At 64.4% G+C, this 24,467-nt stretch carries 14 protein-coding genes; 7 read left to right on the top strand and 7 right to left on the bottom strand.

Features of this window, described 5'->3' with window-relative positions; all coding sequences use genetic code 11:
- Positions 1-12: 12 nt before the first annotated feature.
- From G0A00_RS18625 to rfbC, 4 genes are read right to left on the bottom strand one after another with little or no spacing between them, the layout of a single operon-like run.
- Positions 13-825 carry a sulfotransferase family 2 domain-containing protein gene (locus G0A00_RS18625; protein ID WP_164184352.1) on the bottom strand — a complete coding sequence of 271 codons (813 nt, stop codon included), beginning with the start codon at positions 823-825 and terminating at the stop codon, positions 13-15.
- Positions 822-1,697, bottom strand: coding sequence for a dTDP-4-dehydrorhamnose reductase (rfbD, locus tag G0A00_RS18620; RefSeq protein ID WP_164184353.1), 876 nt, complete (start codon positions 1,695-1,697; stop codon positions 822-824). Before rfbD ends, G0A00_RS18625 begins: the two co-directional genes overlap by 4 nt.
- Positions 1,694-2,764: a dTDP-glucose 4,6-dehydratase gene (rfbB, locus tag G0A00_RS18615; RefSeq protein WP_164184354.1), complete on the bottom strand. Its 1,071-nt coding sequence runs from the start codon at positions 2,762-2,764 to the stop codon at positions 1,694-1,696. The genes rfbD and rfbB overlap by 4 nt, the downstream gene beginning before the upstream one ends.
- A gap of 6 nt (positions 2,765-2,770) precedes the next feature.
- Positions 2,771-3,337, bottom strand: coding sequence for a dTDP-4-dehydrorhamnose 3,5-epimerase (gene rfbC, locus G0A00_RS18610; protein WP_164184355.1), 567 nt, complete (start codon positions 3,335-3,337; stop codon positions 2,771-2,773).
- 212 nt (positions 3,338-3,549) lie between these two features.
- On the opposite strand from rfbC, the gene G0A00_RS18605 reads away from it, so the two are divergent.
- Positions 3,550-4,872 carry a UDP-glucose/GDP-mannose dehydrogenase family protein gene (locus G0A00_RS18605; RefSeq protein WP_164214223.1) on the top strand — a complete coding sequence of 441 codons (1,323 nt, stop codon included), beginning with the start codon at positions 3,550-3,552 and terminating at the stop codon, positions 4,870-4,872.
- Between the two features lie 60 nt (positions 4,873-4,932).
- Here the strand turns inward: G0A00_RS18605 and G0A00_RS18600 are convergent, their stop codons facing one another.
- On the bottom strand, positions 4,933-8,013 hold the full coding sequence (locus G0A00_RS18600; RefSeq protein ID WP_164185307.1) for a DUF4214 domain-containing protein: 3,081 nt from the start codon (positions 8,011-8,013) through the stop codon (positions 4,933-4,935).
- Between the two features lie 1,045 nt (positions 8,014-9,058).
- Between G0A00_RS18600 and G0A00_RS18595 the strand changes: the two genes are divergently transcribed.
- The 3 genes from G0A00_RS18595 to G0A00_RS18585 all read left to right on the top strand — a co-directional run bounded on the left by G0A00_RS18595 (position 9,059) and on the right by G0A00_RS18585 (position 14,727).
- Entirely contained in the window at positions 9,059-9,595 is a 537-nt protein-coding gene (locus tag G0A00_RS18595; RefSeq protein ID WP_164185305.1) for a helix-turn-helix domain-containing protein, read from the top strand.
- The gene (locus G0A00_RS18590) at positions 9,592-11,499 is read left to right on the top strand and encodes a relaxase/mobilization nuclease domain-containing protein (RefSeq protein ID WP_164185303.1); all 1,908 of its coding nucleotides are present in this window, start codon (positions 9,592-9,594) and stop codon (positions 11,497-11,499) included. Before G0A00_RS18595 ends, G0A00_RS18590 begins: the two co-directional genes overlap by 4 nt.
- 456 nt (positions 11,500-11,955) lie before the next feature.
- On the top strand, positions 11,956-14,727 hold the full coding sequence (locus G0A00_RS18585) for a DUF4214 domain-containing protein (RefSeq protein ID WP_164185301.1): 2,772 nt from the start codon (positions 11,956-11,958) through the stop codon (positions 14,725-14,727).
- 406 nt (positions 14,728-15,133) lie between these two features.
- Here G0A00_RS18585 and G0A00_RS18580 read toward each other — a convergent pair whose 3' ends face one another.
- Both G0A00_RS18580 and G0A00_RS18575 read right to left on the bottom strand, forming a co-directional pair.
- Complete coding sequence (locus G0A00_RS18580) at positions 15,134-16,855, bottom strand: DUF4214 domain-containing protein (protein WP_164185299.1); 1,722 nt, start codon at positions 16,853-16,855, stop codon at positions 15,134-15,136.
- Between the two features lie 239 nt (positions 16,856-17,094).
- A complete protein-coding gene (locus tag G0A00_RS18575; RefSeq protein ID WP_164214222.1) occupies positions 17,095-18,135 on the bottom strand; it encodes a hypothetical protein in 1,041 nt (346 codons plus the stop codon).
- Positions 18,136-18,243: 108 nt separating this feature from the next.
- Here G0A00_RS18575 and cysD point away from each other — a divergent pair, with 108 nt between their 5' ends.
- The 3 genes from cysD to G0A00_RS18560 all read left to right on the top strand — a co-directional run bounded on the left by cysD (position 18,244) and on the right by G0A00_RS18560 (position 24,174).
- The gene (cysD, locus tag G0A00_RS18570; RefSeq protein WP_164185516.1) at positions 18,244-19,149 is read left to right on the top strand and encodes a sulfate adenylyltransferase subunit CysD; all 906 of its coding nucleotides are present in this window, start codon (positions 18,244-18,246) and stop codon (positions 19,147-19,149) included.
- Between the two features lie 58 nt (positions 19,150-19,207).
- A complete protein-coding gene (gene cysN / locus G0A00_RS18565) occupies positions 19,208-21,115 on the top strand; it encodes a sulfate adenylyltransferase subunit CysN (RefSeq protein ID WP_164185517.1) in 1,908 nt (635 codons plus the stop codon).
- 233 nt (positions 21,116-21,348) lie between these two features.
- A complete protein-coding gene (locus G0A00_RS18560) occupies positions 21,349-24,174 on the top strand; it encodes a DUF4214 domain-containing protein (protein ID WP_164185518.1) in 2,826 nt (941 codons plus the stop codon).
- The last annotated feature ends 293 nt before the right edge of the window (positions 24,175-24,467 follow it).

Below are 24,467 nucleotides of genomic sequence, written 5' to 3'. Positions count from 1 at the left end.
GGGAGAATTGCCTCAAGTCGGGAGAAGGTCTGGGAAAGAAAGCAACTGCGCATCGAGATGCGCGGCATAGAGGGTCAAATCGCCTGCATAGAGCGCCGCGACCTGGCGCGCGAGCGCTTCGTCGTAAAGCTGGGCGTGGGCGGGCAGGCTGCCGCCGCGTTTCATCTGTGCCAGTTCGGAAATCGGCGTATCGGCGAAACTGCCCTCGCGGATCATCTCGACCCGGTCGGTGCCATGCCCGGTGAGGGCGCGGGCGTCCTGTACGGTGAAGCCGATCTCGTCTTGCAGGATCGGCACGGCCTCGCGGAATCGCTCCAGCGCGAAGACATGGCTGTAGCGCTCGTAGACGAGGAAATCTTCCTGCGGGCGCCAGTGGATGTTGACCTTGAGCAGGTCCTCCTCGTCCAGCAGGGTGATGAAGTCGCGGAAGGTCAGGGCATCGGGGTCAAAGCCGTCGCGGGTCAGCCGATAGAGCTGCCAGAGCTCGGGGGTCTTGTCGACGATCTTGTCGAGAAAGACGCTGGCCAGACGCGCGTGCGGGCAGCGCAGCACGGTAAAGCTGAACGGCGCGCGCACCAGATCCGGCAAGCTGGCCGAGAAGGTGCCGTTGTTGAGGTGGATCCAGGTCCAGTCCTCTGGGCCGGCGATGCAATTATTGGCGATCGCCATTGAGTAGCGAAGGGTCGAGCAGGCGTTCTTCGGGATGAAGCTGTAGATCGCGCCCGAGGGGTAGTGCACCAGCGCATTATGCGCGGCAAAGGCATGCGCCTTGTTCTGAGACAGGGTCACATCCTCGGTGCGTGCGTATCGCAGAAGTCCGGTCATTGCGTCACCGTTTTCCGGTCTGCCTCCAGATCCGCGAGGATCTCGCGCAGTCCGTCGCGCCACTGCGGCCGCGCGATGCCAAAGGCCGCTTCGGTCGCGCTGTTGTTCATGCGCGAGTTGAGCGGGCGCTTGGCCGGCGTGGGGTAGGCGCTGGAGGGGATGTCGGTCACCTCGCAAGTGATCCCGGCCTGATCGAAGATGCCGCGGGCGAAACTGGCCCAGCTGACGTCTGGCGCGCCGGAGAACTGGTAGGTGCCGCTCTTGGCGGGGTCCTCGGCCAGCTGACGCGCGATCTCGAGGCAGGCATCCGCGATGTCGGCGGCAGAGGTCGGCCCGCCGATCTGATCGGCGACGATGGTCAGCCGGTCGCGCTCGGCGCCGAGCCGCAGCATGGTTTTGACGAAGTTCTTGCCATGCGCCGAGACCACCCAGGAGGTACGCAGGATGACGAAGGCGCCGCCGGCGGCGCGCACCGCCTCCTCACCCTTGAGCTTGCTGCGCCCGTAGGCACCGAGCGGGGCGGTGGGGTGATCGGCGGTGAAGGGTGCCTCGCCCGAGCCGTCGAAGACGTAATCGGTGGAGACATGCACGAAGGGCAGGCCCTTTTCGGCGCAGGCCCGGGCGATGGCGCCGGGGGTGTCGCCGTTGACGCAGGTGGCAAGCGCCTCTTCCTCTTCGGCCTTGTCGACCGCCGTATAGGCGACGGCGTTGATCACCGCATCTGCGTCCGAGGCGGCGACCAGCGCCGCGCAGGCGACGGGATCCGAGAAATCCGCGGTCTCCCGCCCGTGCATTTCAAGCGTCACGTTCCCGGCCCGGCGCGCCAGTTCCATGGCGAGCTGGCCGGTCTTTCCGAAAACAAGAACCTTCATGCCGGGGCTTTCTCGGCGCCGGTTCCGGTGCCGAGACGTTCACCGACGCCATGCCGTTCCTGCAGCGGACGCCACCAGGCCTCGTTGTCGAGATACCATTGCACGGTTTTCTCGAGCCCTTCCTCGACGGTCACCGAGGGGCGCCAGCCCAGCTCTTCGCGGATGCGGCTGGGATCGATGGCGTAGCGCGCGTCATGGCCCGGACGGTCGGTGACGAAGGTGATCTGATCGGCGTAGCTGCCGCTCTCTTTCGGGCGCTTGCCGTCGAGGATCGCACACAGGGTCTTCACCAGCTCAAGGTTGGTGCGCTCGTTCTCGCCGCCGATGTTGTAGCTGCGCCCCAGCGCGCCCTTTTCCACCACCAGCAGCAGCGCGTCGGCGTGGTCCTCGACGTAGAGCCAGTCGCGGATGTTGTCGCCTGTGCCGTAGATCGGCAGCGGCTTGCCGGCCAGCGCGTTGAGGATCACCACCGGGATCAGCTTTTCGGGGAAGTGATAGGGCCCGTAGTTGTTGCTGCAGTTGGTCAGAACGACCGGCAGCCCGTAGGTCTCATGCCAGGCGCGCACCAGGTGGTCCGAGCTGGCCTTGGAGGCCGAATAGGGCGAGCGCGGATCATAGGGCGTGTCTTCGGTGAACTGCACCGAAGGATCGGCGGGCAGCGAGCCGAAGACCTCGTCGGTGGAGATATGATGGAAGCGGAAGCTCTCGGGCTTGCCTTGCGCCACCCAATAGGCGCGGGCGGCTTCGAGCATGTTGTAGGTGCCGGTGATATTGGTCTCGATGAAATCACCCGGGCCGTCGATCGAGCGGTCCACATGGCTCTCGGCAGCGAGATGCATCACCGCGTCGGGCTTGTGGGCGGCAAAGACGCGGTCGAGCGCCGCGCGGTCGCGGATGTCGGCCTGTTCGAAGGCATAGGCCGGGCTCTGCGCGGCCTCGGCCACGTTCTCCAGACAGGCGGCATAGGTGAGTGCATCGAGGTTCACCACCTCGTGGCCGCGGGCAATTGCCAGGCGCACCACGGCCGAGCCGATGAAGCCGGCGCCGCCGGTGATCAGGAGTTTCATCTGGGCTTATCCTTCAAAGGTGAACGGGCTGTCGAAGTCTTTCAGGAAAGGCGCGGCGGCGTCCTTCTCCGAAAGCACAGCGTCCGAAAGGTCCACGCCCCAATCAATGCCGATCTCGGGATCGTCGAAGCGCACCGCACCGTCGCACTCGGGCGCGTAGTAATCAGTGCATTTGTAAATGATTTCGGTGTCCGGCTCGAGCGTGGCAAAGCCGTGCAGGAAGCCTGCCGGGATCATCAGCTGACGGCCGTTCTCGAAGCTCAACTCCTCACCGACCCACTGCCCATAGGTGGGCGAGCCTTCGCGGATGTCGACGGCGACATCGAAGAGTGCCCCGCGCCCGCAGCGCACCAGCTTGGCCTGCGCATGCGGCGGCGCCTGGAAGTGCAGCCCGCGCACGGTGCCGACCTTGGCAGAAAGCGAGTGGTTGTCCTGCACGAAGTCATAGTCGAGCCCGTGCTGCGCCATGCGGTCCTTGTTCCAGCTTTCGGAAAAGAACCCGCGGTTGTCACCGAACCGGCGCGGGGTCAGGACCAGAACACCGGGCAGGGCGGTTTCTTCAATTTCCAACATGCGATGAAGTTTTCTCGTCCTATCAATATCTCGCTGCTTGTCTATCGGGGAAATTCCGCTGACAAAAGAGCCGAGCCGGGAAACTCGGCGGATTTCGCAAAAGGTGGTGCCGGATCCCTGCTCAGCGAGGCACCGAAGCCGCACCCTCTCTTGCAAATCGGGCGGCACCAGCCTCATAACCCTCGCAAAATCACTTATCGGGACGGGCTCTCATGAAAATTGCGATTATCGGCACCGGCTACGTGGGGCTTGTGTCTGGCGTCTGTTTTTCCGACTTCGGCCACGAGGTGGTTTGTGTGGACAAGGACCCGCGCAAGATCGAGATGCTGGAGCGCGGTGAGGTGCCGATCTACGAGCCGGGGCTCGATACGCTGATGGCCAAGAACGTCGAGGCCGGGCGACTGTCGTTTACCCTCGATCTGAAGTCGGCCATCGATGGCGCCGAGGCGGTGTTCATCGCCGTCGGCACGCCGACCCGCCGCGGCGATGGCCATGCCGATCTGACCTATGTGATGGCCGCCGCCGAAGAGATCGCCAAGACCGCCGATCATTACATCGTCGTGGTCACGAAATCGACCGTCCCCGTGGGGACGAACCGCAAGGTGCAGCAGGTGGTCGCCGCCGCGAACCCGGAGCTCGAGTTCGACGTCGCCTCCAACCCCGAGTTCCTGCGCGAGGGCGCGGCGATCGACGATTTCATGAAGCCCGACCGCGTGGTCGTCGGCGTCGAGACCGACCGCGCCGCCAAGGTGATGGAAGACATCTACCGCCCGCTCTACCTGCGTGATTTCCCGATCGTCACCACCGATCTCGAGAGCGCCGAGATGATCAAATACGCCGCCAACGCCTTCCTCGCGACGAAGATCACCTTCATCAACGAGATCGCCGCGCTCTGCGAGAAGGTCGGCGCGGACGTGAAAAGCGTGTCCAAGGGCATGGGGCTCGACGGGCGCATCGGCAATAAGTTCCTGCACGCAGGCCCCGGTTATGGCGGCTCGTGCTTTCCGAAAGATACCAAGGCGCTGGCCCGCATCGGGCAGGAGTTCGCCTCGCCGATCTCCATCGTCGAGACGGTGATCAAGGTGAACGAGGACACCAAGCGGCGGATGACCGACAAGCTGCTCGACCTCTGTGACGGCAGCTTCAACGGCAAGAAGGTCGCGGTGCTGGGTGTCACCTTCAAGCCCAACACCGACGACATGCGCGACGCGCCCGCGCTGACCATCGTGCCGTCGCTGGTCGGCGGCGGGGCCTCGGTGTCGGTGGTCGATCCGCAGGGCAAGCGCGAAGGCGAGGCGTTGCTGCCGGGCGTGGCTTGGGAGGAAGACCCCTATGCCGCGGCCGAGGGCGCCGACCTGCTGGTCATCCTCACCGAGTGGAACGAGTTCCGCGCGCTGGATCTGAAGCGCCTGGCGGGGGGCATGAGCACTGCACGGCTCGCCGACCTGCGCAACATCTACGCCCCCGAGGACGCCAAGGCGGCGGGGTTTGTCGCCTACGAGGCCATCGGCCGGGCCGGGTATCCGGTGGCCTGAGGCTCCAGAATCAGAACTTGTCCCCGGGGGCGGACGCCGCCCCCGGGGACTCTGAAAGGGTCAGACCCAGATCATATCGTCGGTGATCTGCTCGATCCGGGTGTTGGCGAAGGTGATCTGCGTGTCGCCGTTCTCAAAGATCACGTTGCCGTCGCTGTGATACATGTAGACGCGCGCGTCATCGGCATCCTCGAAGCCGAAATCCAGCAGCGAGATATAGTCCCAGGCCTCGAGGTCGAGCACCTCGTGGGTGCCGCCGGTCTCTGCTGAGAAGCGGAACTCGTCGGCGAAGAGGCCTCCGACCATCAGGCTTTCACCCGGTCCGGCGATCAGCACGTCCTGTGCTGCGCCCTCAGTGCCATGATCGAGCCCGCGCACCCAGTCCTTGAGCGCCGTCTCGGTGGAGAGGACGAACTCGCGGCTCTGCGAGAAGCCGGTGACCACCTCGGCGCGGCTCATACCGCCGTCGAGACGACCGCTCCAATTGGCCAGTCCGGTGGCGTCGGGGCTCCGGCCCAGCACGTTCTGGTAGAGCAGCGTGACGAAGGCGGCATTGTTCAGCGCGCCATAGGTGTTCTGGAACTCGGCGCTGCGCACAAAGCCCTGGGCCGCGGTCTCGATTTCCATACCGTCGCCGAGCCGCTCGCTCCAGTTCGCGAAGCCGACCGCATCGGGCGCGCGCCCCAGCGTCGCTTGGTAGAGCCGGTAGACGTCGTCGCCCCATCCGGCCTGCGCTTCGGCGGCGAGGCGGGTGATCTCGTCGCTCCAGCCGATCTGTGATGTGGTGTCGCTGAAGGCGCTGGCGGCGGCGGCGGTGTTGCTGATGAACTCGCCGCTTTCCGAGAAGCCGCGCACGACCTCGGCGCGGCTCATGCCGTTGTCGAGGCGGGTGCTCCAGTTGTTCAGCCCCGTCGTATCCGGGGCGCGGCCCAGCACGTTTTGATAGAGCAGCGAGACGAAGTCCGCGCTGTCGAGCGCTCCGTAGGTAGTGCGGAACTCCTGACTCTGTACAAAGCCGGAGATCACCTGCTGCAGCCCATAGTCCCCGGTGTAGAGCCGTTCGGCCCAATTGGCGAAACCGGTGGCATCGGGCGCGCGTCCCAGCGTCGCCTGGTAGAGCCGGTAGACCTGGCCCGCCTCGCTGGCGACCATATCGCCGGGGTCGAGGTCCTCGCCAAAGAGCAGGTCATGTCCGCCCTGGCCCGAGATCACGTCGGCTCCGGCGCCGCCCGCCAGCAGGTTATCAGCCAGATCGCCCTCAAGCACGTCATTGCCCGCCCCGCCGTGGAGGTTCTCAAAGCCGAGTAGCGTGCCGCGGGTTTCCGAGCCGTCGATTGCCACCACATAGCCTTCGAGCAACGAGGCGGTGGTGCCAGCATCGCCGAGTTGGAAGGTATCGCTGCCCGCGCCGCCTTCATGTCGGTCCGTGCCAAGGCTCTGGATCACCAGATCGTTGCCCGCCCCGCCGATGATGCTGTCGTCACCTGCGGTGCCAGACAGCGTATCGGCCTCGGCGGTGCCGGTCTGCGCCTTGAAATTTTCGGCATAGCTGTATGCGACGCGCACATTGCCCGTTTCGCTGGATTCCCAAGTGGCGAGGATGCCAGTTGCGGTCGGCGCCACTGCCGGGCTGTAGTGGTTGCTCGAATTGCCGCCCACGTAGTTGCTGACGTCGAACCACTCGCCCAGTTCGCCGACCTCGTCCAGGTAGACGGTATAAGCGTGCGAGCTGTGCGGCGAGGCTTCGGCACTGTTACCGGCCAATAATTCGAAGCTGAGCCAGGCACCGCCCGAGGGGTCCTCAATCAGCGAGATATAATTGTTGGCAAATTCCCCGTCGAAGGGCAGGTCGAGCGCCCGATGCGTGCTGGTGCCGGTGCTCTCGTCGTATTGCAGCAGGTGGACCACCCGGTCATCTGTCACCGCGGCGATGACCAGCGTGTCATCATCGAGCCGTGCGACACTGCTGTAGCTCACATAGAGCCCCTCGTCGAACTCGTGCAGGCGGATGGTCTCGACTTCCTGCGCATTCTCGTCGAGCCGCATAAGGGCGATGTAGTGGGTGTCCTCATCGGCCCATTGCGCACGGTAATCATCCTCGAAAACGAGAAACTGAGCACCGTCGAGAGCGATCAGCCGGTGTTCGTCGGTGGTGATCTTGTTGAGATCAAGGCTCTCGAGGTCGGTGACCGTGCCGTCGAGCTCGGCATATTGCACGAGATAATCATAGCGGTCGCCGCCGCCCACCGCGAGCCGCCCGTCAGAAAGCTGTTCGAGGGTCAGGTGTTCGGCGTAGTCATAGCGGCCGCTGCGCAGTTCTGTGGCCTCGGTGCGGATGCTGCCATCAGCATTGAAAACCTGCAGGTAGACCGTGCGAACATCGTCAAGCGACGTATCCGCGAATTCGGTGTCCTGCATCCAAACCATGGCGACACCGCCATCCTCGAGCGCGGTGAGCCGGGCACTGCGATCGGTGGTCGAGACGTAGGTGCTATTGTCTGCCGAGGGTCCCTCTGTGCCGATCGGCTCGCTTTCCCAGATCACCTTCCCGTCGTCGTCGAGACCGCGGACCGTATAGGTGTTGTAGGTTTCGCTGTCGGACCAGCGGTCGTAGAGCACCTGCACCACGGTGTGATCGGCCAGCGTCACCAACCCGTAGGAGGGATCGGCGCGCAACATGTCGGCACGGCTCTCGGTGATCGGCACGGTCTTGGCCAGCAGCGCGAGACCGGGCCAGTCGATGGTGCTGGTGGTGCCGTCGGGGCTCTCGATACGCTCGACATTGCGCAGCAGTGCCTGCGTGCGTTCGACGGTGGTGGTGCTCGACGTCGCGACATCGACCAGCAGCACACGGGTATCATATCCGGCAAAGAGCAGCGGATCGACCTCTTCGACCATCCAGTCGGCGTAGTAGCCGCTGAAGCTGGTCTCGTGATCCTCGACGATAAGCGTGTCGATCCCTTCGCCGCCGTCGATCCGCTCGCTCATGTCGAGCGGGAACCCGAGGTAGTCGCGTACGTCGTAGGCGGGGCGGTACTCGCTGAAAAGGATACGGTCGTTGCCGGCGTCGGCGTAGATCACGTCCGGAAAGGCGTTGGGGATGATGCTGTCAGCGCTGCTGGAGCCGAAAATATAGGCCATGGAAACTCGTTAATTTGGACACATTGGGCAGTTGGGTACTGTTTTCGGCGGGGAAGGGCGGTAGGGCAAGAAAAAATGGCCCTGACGAAAGAACGCTCTCACGTTTGAGGATAATCGGAGACGGCACGCATCAGGATACTTTTTGTAGGTTACTAGGCGTCTCGCGCCGCCGGCGTCCCTGATTGGCCCGGTTCGGGAAGGCTATTTAATTGTAAGCGTTTGGCTTCGGGGTGGAGTGCGACCCTGCGGCTGGGCATCTTCAAGCGGCTGTTTTGACCATGGCGAGGGTATGGCGTTCTTCGAGCTGCGTAGGGCCGAGATAGCCCAAGGCCAATGCAGGCGGCGATTGTTATAGGCTTCGATGAAGCGGGGCACACCATCGGTGACCTCATCGCTGCCGCCTTTCATCATCATAGTCGAGATGGTCTTCAAGCTCGGTCCTCCAAGTCCTGCGGCCCACACATTCGGGACGCCAGAACTCCGGCGGCCCAAGCCTCCAGCGATCAACATCACTACGGCTCCGGCACTCAAGCTCTCACCTTCTCAATGAGTTAAAAACTCAATATTTCAATATCTGCAGCATTCCGCCGATCCAGCAGTCCAGCGATCGTGCACTCATTTAATCCTGCTCTCCTGCGTTCCAGCGACCCAGCACCGGCAGAGATTTCTTGGCCCGGATATTGCGCGCGGAGCGCACCTGGGGCTGGGGGCCAAAAAATCTGACATTGGCCCTCTCCGTCTGGCGTGGGGCGCAGGCGCCCCACGCCAGGCACATCGGGACGGGTGTGATCCGCGGACGGCCCCGGCGGCAGCTCTCGCAGGGGCGAGATTGCCGCCTCCTGGCCTGCGGATCACCGCGCCCTGCCTGAGTGACCCCGAAGGGTCACCGGGCGCGACACGGAGACCATGAAGGCTGACCGGTTTCCGCAAGCGGAAATCCCCCGAAGGGGCGTAAACCGGCCTTCATGGTCGGTTGGCTGGAACAGTTTTGTGTTGTACATCTATAGAGCGTGTTTGAATTTTGATTGCTGCTTGAGGTTGCGATATGCCCCGCGGGCCCCGTCTCACCCACAAGGATATTGCCGAGATCAATCGCCTTCTGGGCGAGGGATATCCCGATGCCGAGATCGCCCGGCGCAGCGGACGGTCGCGTCAGACGGTGGCGCGGGTGCGGAACCAGGCGGTCTCGACGCACACCACGACCGAAGGCGCGGTGATCGGAACCCGGGTTAGTGTCGAGGAGTATGCGGCCTTCAAGGCGCTGATGGAGGCCGAGGGGTTGACGCCTTCGGACGGCATTCGCCGCCTCATGCGGCTCGCCGTCGGGGCGCTCGATCTGCGGGTCGAGGAGATCGAGGCGCTGGCGCAGAGCCGGCGGGAGCTCGTGGCGGTGGGGCGCAATCTCAACCAGATGACCCAGCTTGCGAACTCTGGGCGGCTCAAGTGGAACGCCCGCGACGGCAAGACCGTGGCGCAGCTCGACGCGCGGGTGGGAGATCTCACCGAGGCGCTGACCAATTTCATCAACGTGGCGCGCCGGCGGACGCTGGCGGATGTGGTCTTCCCGCAGGCGGGTGAATGAGGTCGGGGTCGCTGTCGATCGAGGAGGCGGTTCTCGGCTATCCGCTCGAGGACCTCGCGCGCCGCAGCCGGAGCGGCGGGAGTGGCACGCGCGTTCCGGGCGCAGGGCAGAGCAGCGTGCAAGCCCGGTCGTTCCGCGCCTTTGCCGGCAATGCGCAGCGATCGCCGCAGTCTGTGGTGAAGCGGATCCGGGCTGGGGGCTGTCACTCGAAGGAGGAGCTGACCCGGCAGCTCAACTACATCACCCGGGAAGACGCGGCGCATGCCACCTGGACCAACTTCGCCGGGGTGGATCGTGATCTACGAGCCAACACTTTGTCGCGGGCGGTGGAGGACTGGTCTTCGTCCTGGCGCGGTGCGCCCCGGCGCGGGCACACCGACCACATCATCCTGAGCTTTCCCAAGGGCACGGGCATCGAGGCAGCCGAGGCCGTGGCGCGGGAGTGGGGGCAGGCGATCTTTGCCAGCGGCGACTATGGCGATCAGTGGCGCTATGTCGCCGCGGTGCACCGCGACCCGGATCACATCCATGCGCATTTTGTCGTCGACAAGGTCGGCTGCGACTGGGGTAACTTCCTGTCGATCAGCATGAAGTCGGATTTGAACTACGACGTGATGCGCGAGTGCCATGCCGAGCTTTCGCGGGCGCATGGCATCGACATGGTGGCCTCAAACCGCCTGTCGCGCGGGATCATCGAAAACCCGCCGCGCGAGACCGAGTATCGCGCGGCGCATGACAGGACTGGCCGGGGGGACCTGGTTCCGCCGCCGCCGATGTCGGATGCGGAGAGGGCGCACCGCCGTGCGGTGGTGCAGGACTTTGCGCGGCAATATTCCAGTCTTGGTCTGCTCGCGTCCCTCTCCGGTCCCGGAAACGCGTTCATGGAAAAGCTGTCGCAGGCGTTCTTCGCGTCGGCGCAAACCCTAGAAGAAGGAGGCTCTCTCTTGCCCGAGGCAGACACCCTGATGCCACCGCAAACCCACGCTGCCACGCAGGACGGGAGCTTTGATCCCGTCGCGGCCATGACGCAGGCGCGCGAGCAGTTGCTGGCTGAGGCGCGGGAGACTTGGGAGAGCATCCAGGCCATGGAGGCCGGGCCCGAGCGGGTGCGGATGGAGGCGGAGTTCTCCCGCACCAGCACCGAGCTTATGGCGGCGACCCAGGCCGATCCCTTCTTCCAGGACCACGCGATGGTGGCTGAGACGCGTGACGATGTCTTTGCGCATCTGACCGCCGCGTCGCTGCAACACGTAAGGGGCGGGCTGGAGGCGGATGATCCCCGCGTTGGCCAGATCGACAGCACGCTGGACGATCTGCGCGAGGCGCTGACCGCCGCCTTTGCGCAGGATGCGGATCTTATGGCGCAGCTTGGCACGACGCCCGAGGAGTTGGCGGAATATGCGGCGCAGGGGGACCACTCCTTGGCGCAGGCAGCGCTGTGGCAGGGCCGCGCGGAAAGTCTGGACGAAGGTGCATCCGCGCGGCTGGCCGCGGTCTTTGAAGAGGGGCATCGGATCATCGACGGCGTGGCGGTGCCGCGGGACCTTGTCGAGCAGCTGGCACTCGACCAGCTGCTGACTGTGGACAAGCACCACCAGCTTGCCGACGTGCCCGCCATCGAGAGCCTCGTCGATCGGATGGCGGATACGCTCTCGGACGCGGAGCTCGCACAGATCCTCGAGGGCGACAGCACGCCTCTGCAGGAGGAAATCCGCGATCCCGCGGTTCGGGCGGCGGTCGCGGCCGAGCTGAAAAACGAAGCCGACCTCGTGGTGGGGCAGGGGGACCGCGAGCGCGAGACCGTGGAGGCCTACCAGGCCATGGCGCGAGAGCGGCAGGCCGAGCTCGCGGCCGAGCATGCCGCGGAGCGCGGCTTGGACATTGAGGACGGGCACGAGCTCTAAGCAGACGGGAGGATCTCTGTCGATGATCCAGAATCTAGATACGGCGTGGCGCTACCCGCTCGCCGTGATTGGCGGTCTGGACACGTTCCTTGACGCTCAGTTGCGCGTAAACCGCTCCCATGGCAGACTCTCTCCATTAGATAACCATCTGTTTTCTAATGGGAGTCGCACTTGAGGGTAGCGCGCACCGCTACACATACCTAAGTCGGATAAGTATAGTTATGGTAAATATTTACTCGGCGAGCCGACAAGACTTGCGTAAAAGCGGAAGCTTAGCCAAAACTCCAGATTCAAACGGTCTAGTTTTCAGAGGGCAGAGCAGACGCTGTTGCCGCCTGTGCCCCTACTGCCCCGATCTTCCGGTAATACGCTCCAGCGCGAACCTGAGTGTGGAACCGCGCACCCATATCTGGCTAGCCTGCCACACATGTGTGGTTAAAACAGTGACGGGTCCCGATGAGCTACGAGAACACGGCGCGGTACTATTCCTTCGAACTGGGCTCAAACGTCTCGCCCTCGACCTTCGATATTACCGATTTTGATGGCGATGGGCTCTGGGAGCTAACCTTCACACAGTTTGACCGCGACGGCGCTGGTCTGCACGACCACCCAATCGTCATTCTCGAGTTCCGGGACGTGGTACCAGAAGAGAACCAAAGCTGGATCTTCGAGCCTGAGAGTGCGCTGGTCGACATCACAGCCGAGATCTTCGCCAGCGACCCGAACGGCATCCCGAGCATCAATTTCGGCCGCCAGATGATCATCGATGATGTCAACGGCGACGGCTATGACGACCTGGTGGTGGCCAACCACGGCTACGACCGCGCCCCCTTCCCGGGCGGCACGAACATCATCGCGATCTCCGACGGTCAGGGCGGCTTGGTCGATCTCTCAGCGCAATTCGAGACCGAGCCGGGCTTTACCCACTCCATGGCGGTGGGCGATTTCGACGGCGACGGGCGCAGCGACTTCTTCTTCGGCAACCTCAACGTCGACGCCGCATATTTCGCCACCCTCGCCGGGCGCAGCGCCGTGATGAATAGCTTCCCTCTGGTGCCCGACGCTGACAGCTACACCCGCAGCTATGCCGCCGATATCGACGGGGACGGCAAGGATGAGCTCTTCCTCGGCGGCGACGAGAATGTGCCGGATCGCATCGCGCGCTGGACCGGCAGCGCCTGGGCGACCACCACCCTGCCCACTGATGCCGCGCAGAGCACTATGGATTTCCGCAACGGCGATGTGAACGGTGATGGGCGCGACGACCTCATCGTGCTCTCGACCGGGCAGAACGGCTTTTATCAGGGCATCGAGATCAACGTGCTTCTGCAGACCGCCGCGGGTGGGTTCGCCGACGCCAGCAGCACCTGGATAGGCAGCGCGATCGACAGTCTGCCTGGCTCGACCTGGGCCAGCGACATTAGCCTCGCCGATCTCGACGGCGACGGTGATCTCGATATGACCCTGTCGGTGCAATACCCGTTCAACGACCGGGTGCTGTGGAACACCGGCAGCGGCTTCACCCTTGGCGACGAGCCGACCACCACTCTCTTCGGCGAAACCACAGAAGGCGCCTGGGGCCATGACCCCAATGCCACCTCTTTGCTGGCCAAGGATCTCGACGGTGACGGCGTGGCCGAGGTGATCGCGCTTGAGCTGGGGATCGTCACCATCTATCATTACGACACGCCCGTCGAGACGGGCACCGCAGGCGACGATACGATGCATTCCGGTGCCTGGGCCGATGCGATCCTGCACGGCGGCGCAAGCAACGATCTGCTGCACAGTTGGAACGGCGACGATCTGCTCTATGGCGATTCTGGTAACGACACCCTCAACGGCTGGCGCGGCAACGATACACTCTACGGGGGCACCGGGGATGACTCGCTGATCGCCGGTGATGGCATGGACCTTGCCTATGGCGGCGAGGGCAGCGACACGATCGAAGCCACCGAGACTTGGGACCTGGCCTCCCCCACCGAAGGGTCGAATATTTTCTTCGGCGAGGCGGGCGACGACAGCCTCTGGGGTGGATACGGCGCCGACACGCTGGTCGGTGGCGATGGGCATGACACGCTCAATGGCGAGAACGGTTTTGATACGCTCTACGGTGACGGGCTCGATCTTACCGCCAGCGAAAATGCCGCGCGGGTGTTTCGCCTTTATCAGGCCACGTTGGGCCGCGCCCCTGATGCCTCGGGCTTCGAGAACTGGGCCGGGCGGCTCGACCTAGGGCTCTTCGAACTGCGAGATGTCGCCACCGGTTTCGTCGCCAGCACCGAGTTCCGCACCGTTTATGGTGCGCTGTCGGACGAAAGCTTCGTCACGCTGCTCTATAACAATGTGCTGGACCGCGCCCCCGACGCAGCTGGCCTTGCCAACTGGAGCACCCGGTTGGCTGGGGGCATGAGTCGCGAGCAGGTAGTACTGGGCTTTTCCGAAAGCAACGAATTCGTCGCGAACACCAGCGCCGCGGCCACCACTTTTGCCGCCGAACGCATGGAGGCGAATTGGACCGACGATGTCTACCGGCTCTATCTCGCCACGCTCGGACGCGATCCCGATGCCAGCGGCTTCGAGAGCTGGAGCGCGCGGCTGGCGGCGGGCAGTGAATATCTCTCGGTTGCGGCGGGCTTCGTCAACTCCAAGGAGTTCCAGAACGTCTATGGCGATCTGGACAACGCGGGTTTCGTCACGCTGCTCTACAACAACGTGCTGGACCGCGATCCCGACGCGGCAGGTCTCGCCAATTGGGTCGGGCGGCTCGACAGCGGCGAGATGGACCGCACCGAGGTACTTCGCGGTTTTGCTCAAAGCGCCGAATTCGTCGTGGCGACGCAACCGGGCCTCAGCGGTTACATGCGCGATCTCGGTACCGACGACGTTCTGCATCTGAACGCCAGCCCTGATACAGCCTATGGCGACGGCACCGAGGAAGGGCGCGCGCTGCTGCATGGCGGCGCGTATGCCGACCGTTTCGAGATCGAGGCGGGCGACGCCGATATCGCCGATCTAGAGGCATGGGACACCATCGTGTTGCCGACCGTCTGGGTCGGCGACGACAGGCTGACAGAGACGGGCCTTCTGTCGATGCTTCAGCAGGACGGCAGCGACGTAACGCTGGAGCTGCAGGAGACTTGGGGCGACGAGACCTACGACATCCTCAGCTTGCGCCTGCTGGACACCCAGATCTCCGACGTCACCGCAGATAATTTCGCTTTTCTCTGAGAGGGCAAAGTCACCTCGACGGCGTCAGGGAAAACAATACCCTCTCCGACGGCCTGCTGCGAAATGCCTTCGACACCGCGCGCAACATCTTGGCGCACCTAGAAGAGCAGGAGGATAGCCTCATCTTCGAGGGGCAAGGCGTGAAGATCACCTTCGTGGCCCCCCGCGACGAGGCTTTTAGTGCCAGTGCGCTTCTGGTGTGATGGCGCAGGCTTCCCCCCAGAGGTGCCGGTTCATCAAGTCAGACATACCAGGTTCCCGAAACGCGAGGCCGCACTTCGGGAAATGATTTCAATATAAAGCCGGCACGAAACGCTGCCGAAATCCTACGGCAAATATTTTCGGCCTCAGCCTCTCACGTGCCGCCTACAAACGCCACTGCTGGCGCAGGCACTTTGATGATCCGTCACACCAAAACGCTTACCTCGTCGAACAACGCCAGATCGGCACGCATGAAGGTGACCGCGACCCCTTGATCGGAGAACACCACGTCATCTCCGGCCTCACGCATGTGCGTGACAGCCGCAGCGGCATTCGCGTAGCCAAAACCGTTGAACGCCACACTGTCCCAGGCGTCGAGTTGCAGCACCCGATCGCTACCCTTGTCAGCCTGATCGAAGACGAAGGTGTCAGCGCGTAGCCCGCCATAGAGCAGGTCGTTGCCTGGACCGCCATCGAACCAGTCGCCCTCGTTGGAGGCCATGAAGGCGTGGAAGGCGGGTGTAGTCTTATCGATGAACTCAGCGCTCTGGGCGAAACCCTGCACCACTTGCTCGCGGCTCATGCCGTTATCGAGCCGCGCCGTCCAGTTGGACAGGCCCGCGCTGTCCGGATCGCGATCCAGAACATTGTTGTAGAGCAGCTTTACGAAACCGGGATTTCCTACCGCTCCGTAGGTGGTCTGGAACTCCTGAGAATTAACAAAACCGGTGGTCACCGACAGGAAATTGGAGCCTTCTCCTAGGCGTCCGGCCCAGTTCAACAGGCCGGTGATGTCTGGTGCCCGGTCCAGCGTCGCCTGATAGAGCCTGTAGACATCATCCGCCCAAGGTGCAGCGTCTCCGGCTTCTACATAGGAGAAGGCCTCGGGGTTGGTCTTGGCCATGAACTCGGCGCTTTCGGAGAACCCGCGCACGACCTGCTCGCGCGATGTGCCACTGTCGAGCCGGGCGGCCCAGTTGTTCAGCCCAGAGGCATCGGGCGCACGATCCAGCACATTGTTGTAGAGCAAGGTGACGAAACCGCGGTTGCCCAAGTCGCCATAGGTGTTCTGGAATTCGGCCGATTTCACGAACCCCGAGATCACCTCAAGCAGCGACACGCTGCCGCTCTCGAGCCGCGCGCTCCAATTATCGAAGCCCGCCGTGTCCGGCACCCGGCCCAGCGTCGCCTGATAGAGCCGGTAGACCTGCGCGCCGGTCTCGGTCGAGACATCCTCGACATCGCCGCCGATCAGCACGTCATCGCCATCGTTTCCGTTGAGCGTCTCGGCGGCGGCGGTGCCGACGAGGATATCGTCGGCGTCGACGATCTGGAGGGGCGCGCTGGTCAGCACTTCCAACTCGCCGGCGCCATCGGTGTAGCTGACCCGCACCGAGATCGCCGCGCCGATGTCATCGTCGGTGGTGGTGTAGCTGGCAGAGGTGGCCGACGCGATCGCGTTTCCATCGCGGAGCCACTGGTAGCTGAACGCCCCGAGGCCATCGGCATCCTCAATGGTCGAAGTGTCGGCATTGAGCAGTTGGTCCTGCCAGCCATTGCCGCTGACGGCAGCCGCGCCGGTCGGCGCGAAGCGGCCATCGTCATCTACGATGGTGAAGGTCGCAGTCGCTTGCGCTTGGTAGCCAAGAGCCTCGCTGATCATCTGATCCCAGACGCCGAAGACAAAGGTCTCGTCGTCTTCCGCAAGATTGTCGGCATTCAAGACAAAACTGACGGAATCGCGCGAAGTGCCATCACTTCCAAACGAAACGAAGGTCGACATGGCGAATTCATCGGCCGGCTCTCCACCAACCATATCGGACCAGAAGTCGTCCCAGAAGTCGCCATACGATCCGGTGACCGGCTGGACGGTGACCCAACCGCCAGTCCGCAGCGGATCGATCTGCTCGACAAAGAAGCTGATCACTCTGCCAGCCCCCTGAGGCGCGATGCCGAGTGTGCCCTCTGACACTTGGCGGCCAAAATCGGAGTAAATACGATAATTTCCGGAAGTTGCGAGTAGCTGAACCACGATTCCCTCACAAAAAGCTCTATATCGTAGTTAGTTACCTGGCTTGAAAAATGTAAAGTGGGCGCGCAGCGGGACCGCGAAATTGCCTGTGGGGGCCTCACCTCCAGCCTTCACCCAGCCTGCCCCGGCCAGTCTCACCCCAACCAAACCGCGCTCTCTAGCACTCGCCGGACCACACCGGTCTGGCCCGAGACCCCCATGCGCGCGTAGATCTGCTTGGAGGTGCTGCGCGCGGTCTCCGGCGTCCAGCCCAGAACCTCCGCCGCCTCGGTGAGGCTCAGCCCGTCGCAGAGGCAGGCGGTCAGCCGGGCCTCACTGCGCGACAGGCCGAAGGCGGCCGCCAGCCGTTCCGGCGGCAGACCCCGCGCCGAGAGGCCCCGGCGCAGCCGCCCGACCAGCTGCGGGCTGCCTGCGAGCATCTCTCGGGTCAGCGCCAGATCCAGCCGGGGCGCGGCGCTCAGTGCCAGGCGTTGCACGCCGCCCTGCGCCGCCGCCGCCAGCGCCTGTCGCAGCGCCTGCGCCACCGGATCCGGCAGCGCCAGCCGACCGTCGGCGCGCAGCCCGATCCCCGCCGCGTCGCGCAGCTGCTCCGCCAGCCCCTCTGCCATGGCGCTGACCTGTCCCGCGGCGGTGAAAATGATCCATCCCGCGCCGAGCGCGGCACCGATCTGCCGGTCGAGCGCGGCATGGGCGCGCTCGCGCACAAGCTGCCGCCAGCCGCTCAGCGCCGGGCCCAGATGCGGCATGAGCGCCGACAGATGCAGCCCGTCCGTGGCGCGAAAATCCTCGCCCGTGCGCTGCAGGCTCAGCAGCGCCAGACCGCCTTCGTCGAGCCGCAGCCGCAGCGCCCGGAGCGGAGCGGCCTGCGCGGGCGCGCCCGGCGGCAGCGGCAGATCGACCTGCGAGTAGACCCGCCCGGTGCGCATGCGCTCCAGCGTGTCCTCGCCCGGCCCCGGCACATCCGCGCCGACCCGCCAGCAGCGGGCGGCGCCCGCCCCCGGCACCCCCTGCAGCCGCAGCTCGGCGCTGCCTGCCTGGGTGATCTGCGCCAGCAGGCCGAGGAAATCGGGCCAGAGATCGCCGGAGAGATCCCCCTCTGAGGCGTCCCCCTCCCCGGGCGCGCTGCCCAAAGAGGCGGCAAACATCGCCCGCAGCAGGGCCGTTTCATCAGACATTGCAGCGCTTTCCCGCTTTTCTGCGCAACTGCCCCCCATATGGGGGGTTATCGACGCAAACCGCAAGGCTAGCTCTCAGGGTCAATTGAGTTCTGACAGAGACCCCCGATGGACAGCAAAACCCTCACCCACCTGCAGCGTCTGGAAGCGGAAAGCATTCACATCCTGCGCGAGGTCGTCGCCGAGGCCGAGAACCCGGTCATGCTCTACAGCGTCGGCAAGGACAGCGCCGTCATGCTGCATCTGGCGAAAAAGGCCTTCTACCCCTCGCCGCCGCCCTTCCCGCTGATGCACGTCGACACCACCTGGAAGTTCCAGGACATGTACAAGCTGCGCGACAAGGCGGCCAAGGACGCCGGCATGCAGCTGCTGGTCCATCAGAACCCCGAGGCGAAAGAGCGCGGCATCAACCCGTTCGACCATGGCGCGCTGCACACCGACATGTGGAAGACCGAAGGTCTGAAGCAGGCGCTCGACAAGTTCGGCTTCGACGTGGCCTTCGGTGGCGCCCGCCGCGACGAGGAGAAATCCCGCGCCAAGGAGCGGGTGTTCTCCTTCCGCTCGGCCAACCACCGCTGGGATCCGAAGAACCAGCGCCCGGAGCTCTGGCGGCTTTACAACGCGCGCAAGGCCAAGGGCGAGAGCGTGCGGGTGTTCCCGATCTCCAACTGGACCGAGCTCGACATCTGGCAGTACATCCATCTCGAGGGCATCGAGATCGTGCCGCTGTATTTCTCGGCGCCGCGCCCGACGGTGGAACGCGACGGGCTGATCCTGATGGTCGACGACGACCGCTTCCCGCTCAAGGACGGCGAAGAGCCGGTGATGCGCTCGGTGCGCTTCCGCACGCTGGGCTGCTACCCGCTGACCGGCGCGGTGGAGAGCGAGGCGCAGACGCTGCCGGAGGTCATCCAGGAGATGCTGCTGACCACCACCTCGGAACGCCAGGGCCGCGCCATCGACCACGATCAGGCCGCCTCGATGGAGAAGAAGAAGCAGGAAGGCTATTTCTGAGCGCGCCTGAAACGCCGCGCCAGCCTCCCTTCCAGCCCCTCATTTTCAGGTACACGCCATGACCACCCAGGACCCCATCTACAAGACCGACGCGCTGATCGCCGAGGACATCGACGCCTATCTCGAGGCGCACCAGCACAAGACCATGCTGCGCTTCATCACCTGCGGCTCGGTGGATGACGGCAAGTCGACGCTGATCGGCCGTCTGCTCTACGACAGCAAGATGATCTTCGAAGATCAGCTCGCCGCGCTGGAATCCGATTCCAAGCGTTCGGGCACCCAAGGCGAAGAGATCGATTTTGCGCTGCTCGTCGACGGGCTTGCCGCCGAGCGCGAGCAGGGCATCACCATCGACGTCGCCTACCGCTTCTTCGCCACCGAAAAGCGCAAGTTCATCGTCGCCGACACCCCCGGCCACGAGCAATACACCCGCAACATGGTGACCGGCGCCTCCACCGCCGATCTGGCGGTGATCCTCATCGACGCGCGCAAGGGCGTGCTGACCCAGACCCGCCGCCACAGCTATATCGTCAATATGCTGGGCATCCGCCACGTGGTGCTGGCGGTGAACAAGATGGATCTGGTGGGCTACGACCAGGAGACCTTCGACAAGATCGTCGCCGATTACCGCGCCTTCGCCGAGAGCATCGGCATCGAGGAGTTCACCCCGATCCCGATCTCGGGCTTCAAGGGCGACAACATCACCGGCCCGAGCGAGAACACCCCGTGGTACGACGGCACCGCCCTGCTGCCGCTGCTGGAAGAGGTCGAGGTCGAGGACAGCCGCGAGCAGACCGGCCCGTTCCGCATGCCGGTGCAATGGGTGAACCGCCCCAACCTCGATTTCCGCGGCTTCGCCGGGCTCATCGCCTCGGGTCAGGTGCGCCCCGGCGATCCGGTGCGGGTGCTGCCCTCGGGCAAGACCTCCAGCGTGGCGCGCATCGTCTCGCTCGAGGGCGACCGCGAGCTGGCGGTGGCCGGCGAGTCGGTGACCATCACGCTGGCCGATGAGATCGACTGCTCGCGCGGGCAGGTGATCGTGGCGGCGCAGGCGCCGCTCGAGGTCGCCGACCAGTTCGAGAGCACGCTGGTGTGGATGGACGAGCACGAGCTGCTGCCCGGCCGCGCCTATTGGCTGAAGATCGGCACGCAGACCGTTTCGGCCACCGTCGCCGAGCCCAAATATGAGGTCAACGTCAACACCCAGGAGCATCTGGCCAGCAAGACGCTCGACCTCAACGCCATCGGTGTCGCCAACATCACCACCGACCGCGAGATCCCCTTCGCGCCCTATGCCGAGAACCGCGATCTGGGCGGCTTCATCCTGATCGACAAGATCACCAATCACACGGTCGCCGCGGGCATGCTGAACTTTGCCCTGCGCCGGGCGCAGAACGTGCATTGGCAGGCCACCGACATCGGCCGCGATCACCACGCCTCGATGAAGCACCAGAAGCCCGCCGTGCTCTGGCTCACCGGCCTCTCGGGCTCGGGCAAATCCACGATCGCCAATATCGTCGAGAAGAAGCTGGCGCGGATGAACCGCCACACCTTCCTTCTGGATGGCGACAACGTGCGTCACGGGCTGAACAAGGACCTGGGCTTCACCGAGGCCGACCGGGTGGAGAACATCCGCCGCGTCGGCGAGGTCGCCAAGCTGATGACCGATGCCGGTCTCATCGTGATCACCGCCTTCATCTCGCCGTTCCGCTCGGAGCGCGACATGGTGCGCGGCATGATGCAGCCGGGTGAATTCGTCGAGGTGTTTGTCGACACGCCGCTCGAAGTGGCCGAGAGCCGCGACGTGAAGGGTCTTTATGCGAAGGCACGCTCGGGCCAGCTGAAGAACTTCACCGGCATCGACAGCCCCTATGAGCACCCGGAATCCCCCGAGATGCGCATCGACACCACCGAGATGACCGCCGAGGAAGCCGCCGACGCGATCATCGCCCGGCTGATCCCGTAAGGGGGGCAGCAGAGGAAAAAGGAAGGGCCCCGACGGTGATCACCGTCGGGGCCCTTTTCGCAAGCTGTTCGGAAACAGTACCGCAAAGCCACGACGCCGCTCTGACACAATCGCGTCGGACAAATTTCTTGCCCGGCGGGGGCCGCATGTGAAGACTGTCCGCGGCCCGCCAGAGTGCGGCGGGTCGCGCGCGCCCCGCGCGCAGGATGTGTTTGGGTAACGAGGGCAGTGGTATGGCTGACTATTTCGACGATCTCCGGCGCGTCGCCGCCGAGCGGTATGACATGAATTTCGACGATCTCGTCTTCGGCGTGCTCGCGCGGGTCTATCGCTCCTCCGTCAGCGAATACAACTTCGGGGCCGTGGACACCGTTGATGAGACTGCCTCCGGCTGGATCGAAATCTCCGACCCGTGGCGCCAGACCAACCTTGCGGTCTACGAGGGCGACAGCGTCTACTTCTATGCCGGGCTGATCAACCGCGAGACGGACGAGCCGCTGTCGAACTGGACGCGCATCTGGGGCAAGTCCTGGTTTGTCGATCACGTGCTCGAGTTGGAACTCGACGGCATCGATCAGGGCGACAGCAAGGACACCGCCGCCTGGGCGCCGACCTACGATCCCGACTATTACCTCGAAAGCGGCGAGAGCTTCGAGGGCGTCGACGGCTACGACAGCTACCTGATGACCCAGACCCGGGAGTCGCTCTACGATTTCGACTGGTGGGACTTCGACTTCGGCGATTTCTCCCTGCACTCGTCCTACGCCGGGCCCGGACAGGCCGAGGCGGAAGAGGGCGAGCGCACGATCGAGACGGTCTACATCAATGCGACCTGGCAGAACCCGTTCTTCAACTTCATCGGCGAGGTGGTGATCCCCGGGCTGGAGACCGGCACCACCAGCGGCCTGGAGTCCTCGGGGGCGACACCGGCCACCACCGGCTATGACGACATCGTCTATGGCGAGGGCGCGTTCGACGGCACGATCTCGACCGTGGCGAACGCCGCCTTCAACTACATCGACCTGCCCGACGGGGTCTATTACAGCTCGCGCTATTCCGAGGCGGTGGCTCCCGAGTTCACCGAAAGCGAGGTCTTCGTCGTTCCCGAATACGAGGTCTTTGCCCGCTCTCCGGCGCTGGCCGTGCCGATCGACGCGCTCTCCACCATCAACGACCCCGACAGCGAGGGGCTGCTGGAGCTTCACGCCGGCTATTTGGGTGCGCCCGATCTGGAGGCTGCGGCCTTTGGCGACGTCACCGTCTCGGGCGGCATGCTCTACTACCGCCCCAACGAAGAATTCGCGCGCATCAACTTCGACATCATCACTTTCTACGTGCGCGATCAGGACGGGAAGTTTGCCTTCGGCTCCGTCGAAGTAACCTCCTACGAAAGCATCCAGGTGGGATACGGCGGCGATCACCCTCACGGCGAGATCACCTACAGCCACCCCGAGCCCGGCGAGCCGGGCTACGACGCGAGCCTGCTCGACGAGACCTACCGCGGCAGCGATGCCAAGGACTACCTCAATGGCGGCCTGGGCCATGACACGCTGCTGGCCGAAGGTGGCAACGACTGGCTGTTCGGCGAGGCGGGGGATGACCGGCTCGAGGGCGGTTTCGGGCGCGACACGCTGATCGGTGGCGAGGGCGATGACACAATTCTCGGCGGGCCAGGAGACGACATTTCTTATTTCCTCGATCCGCTTTCGGCCGTCACAGTAACGCGCTCGGGCGAGGGGCTGCTGCTGACCTCTTCCGAAGGCACCGACTATGTCGCCCCCGATGTCGAGACCCTCGGCTTCGGCGAGACTTGGGAGACATTGGTCGAGTACAGTTTCGATGATCTCTACGGCGAGGACACCGGCAGCCCCGACGCCGAGCCCCCTGCCCCCGCGCCCAGCGAGACCGTGCGGGTCTATGGCGACAGCGACAGCGGCGGGCGCATCCTCGGCAGTTCGATCGGCGATTTTCTCTACGGCGACGGGCTGCAGGCGCGCTACTTCATCGACACCGCCAACGCCATCTACAGGCTCTATCAGGCCACTTTGGGCCGCGCTCCGGACATCACCGGCCACGTCAACTGGACGACGCGGATCGCGATGAACGAGGTGGCGCTGGAGGATATCGCCACCGGCTTCGTCGCCAGCCCCGAGTTCCAGTCGCGCTACGGCGATCTCGACACCGAAGGCTTTGTCACCCTGCTCTACAACAACGTGCTGGGCCGCGCGCCCGATGCCACGGGGCTGGCGAACTGGAGCGCAAGGCTCGAGGCCGGGACCTCGCGGGAACAGGTGGTGCTGGGATTTTCGAACTCGGCAGAGTTTCAGCGCGGCACCAAGGCCGAGGCCACCCGTTTCGCCATCGACTCCGACCCCGCCAGTTGGAGCGACGATGTCTTCCGTCTCTATCAGGCCACCCTCGACAGGGCGCCGGATCTCGCCGGGTTCGAGAACTGGTCGGAGCGGCTCAGCGAGGGTCGCCCGCTGCTCGCGGTGATCGACGGCTTCGTGAAATCCGCCGAGTTTCAGGCCACCTACGGCGATCTCGACACCGAAGGCTTCGTCACCCTGCTCTACAATAACGTGTTGGACCGCGACCCCGATGCCGCCGGGCTGGAGAACTGGAGCGCAAGGCTCGAGGCGGGCGCCAGCCGCAGCGAGGTGGTCATGGGCTTTTCCCAAAGCGCCGAGTTCACCGCGGCCACCGCGCCGGCCCTGACAAACTGGCTGCACGCGCAGGGCCCGCATGACGAGTTGGCCGGGATCGGCGGCACCGACCAGATGTTCGGCGGCCGGATGTCGGATGTCTTCATGTTCTCGCCCGACCTGGCCGGACGGACCACGATCCGGGATTTCGAGCCCTGGGACGAGATCAACCTCGGCAGCTTTGGCTATCTGGATGCAGACGAGGCGCGATCGCATTTCACCCGCACCGAGGGCGGGCTGCTGTTCTCCGACGGCGATGTGGAGGTGCTGGTGCAGAGCCTGCCCGGCGAGACGCTGCCCGGGCTGAACGCCCTGCTGCTGGATATCGGCACCGCCGCCGAGACGCTCCTCTGACACCGCCAAGCTGAGGCGGGCCGACGCCCTACCCTTTTCCTACTGGCCGCGCTGCAACAGGCGCGGCCGCGCCCTCCGCCAGACGGCGATGAAGGCGTTGCATGTCGGCGGCGTCTGACGCAGCTATGCGGCAACGGCAGCAAGAGGATAATCCGACCCATGGCACCCAAATTCGGAACCAGCGGCCTGCGCGGCCTGGTGGTAGAGTTGACGCCGGATCTGGTGGCGGATCACGTGCGCGCCTTTGCCAGCGCCTGCGATCACGGCGGCACGCTCTGCGTCGGGCAGGACCT

Source organism: Salipiger sp. PrR002, assembly GCF_010500775.1.
In the GTDB taxonomy this organism is placed as follows: Bacteria; Pseudomonadota; Alphaproteobacteria; order Rhodobacterales; family Rhodobacteraceae; genus Salipiger.
Note: the sequence above shows the minus strand (reverse complement) of the source record. Positions and strands in the feature narration are given on the sequence as shown.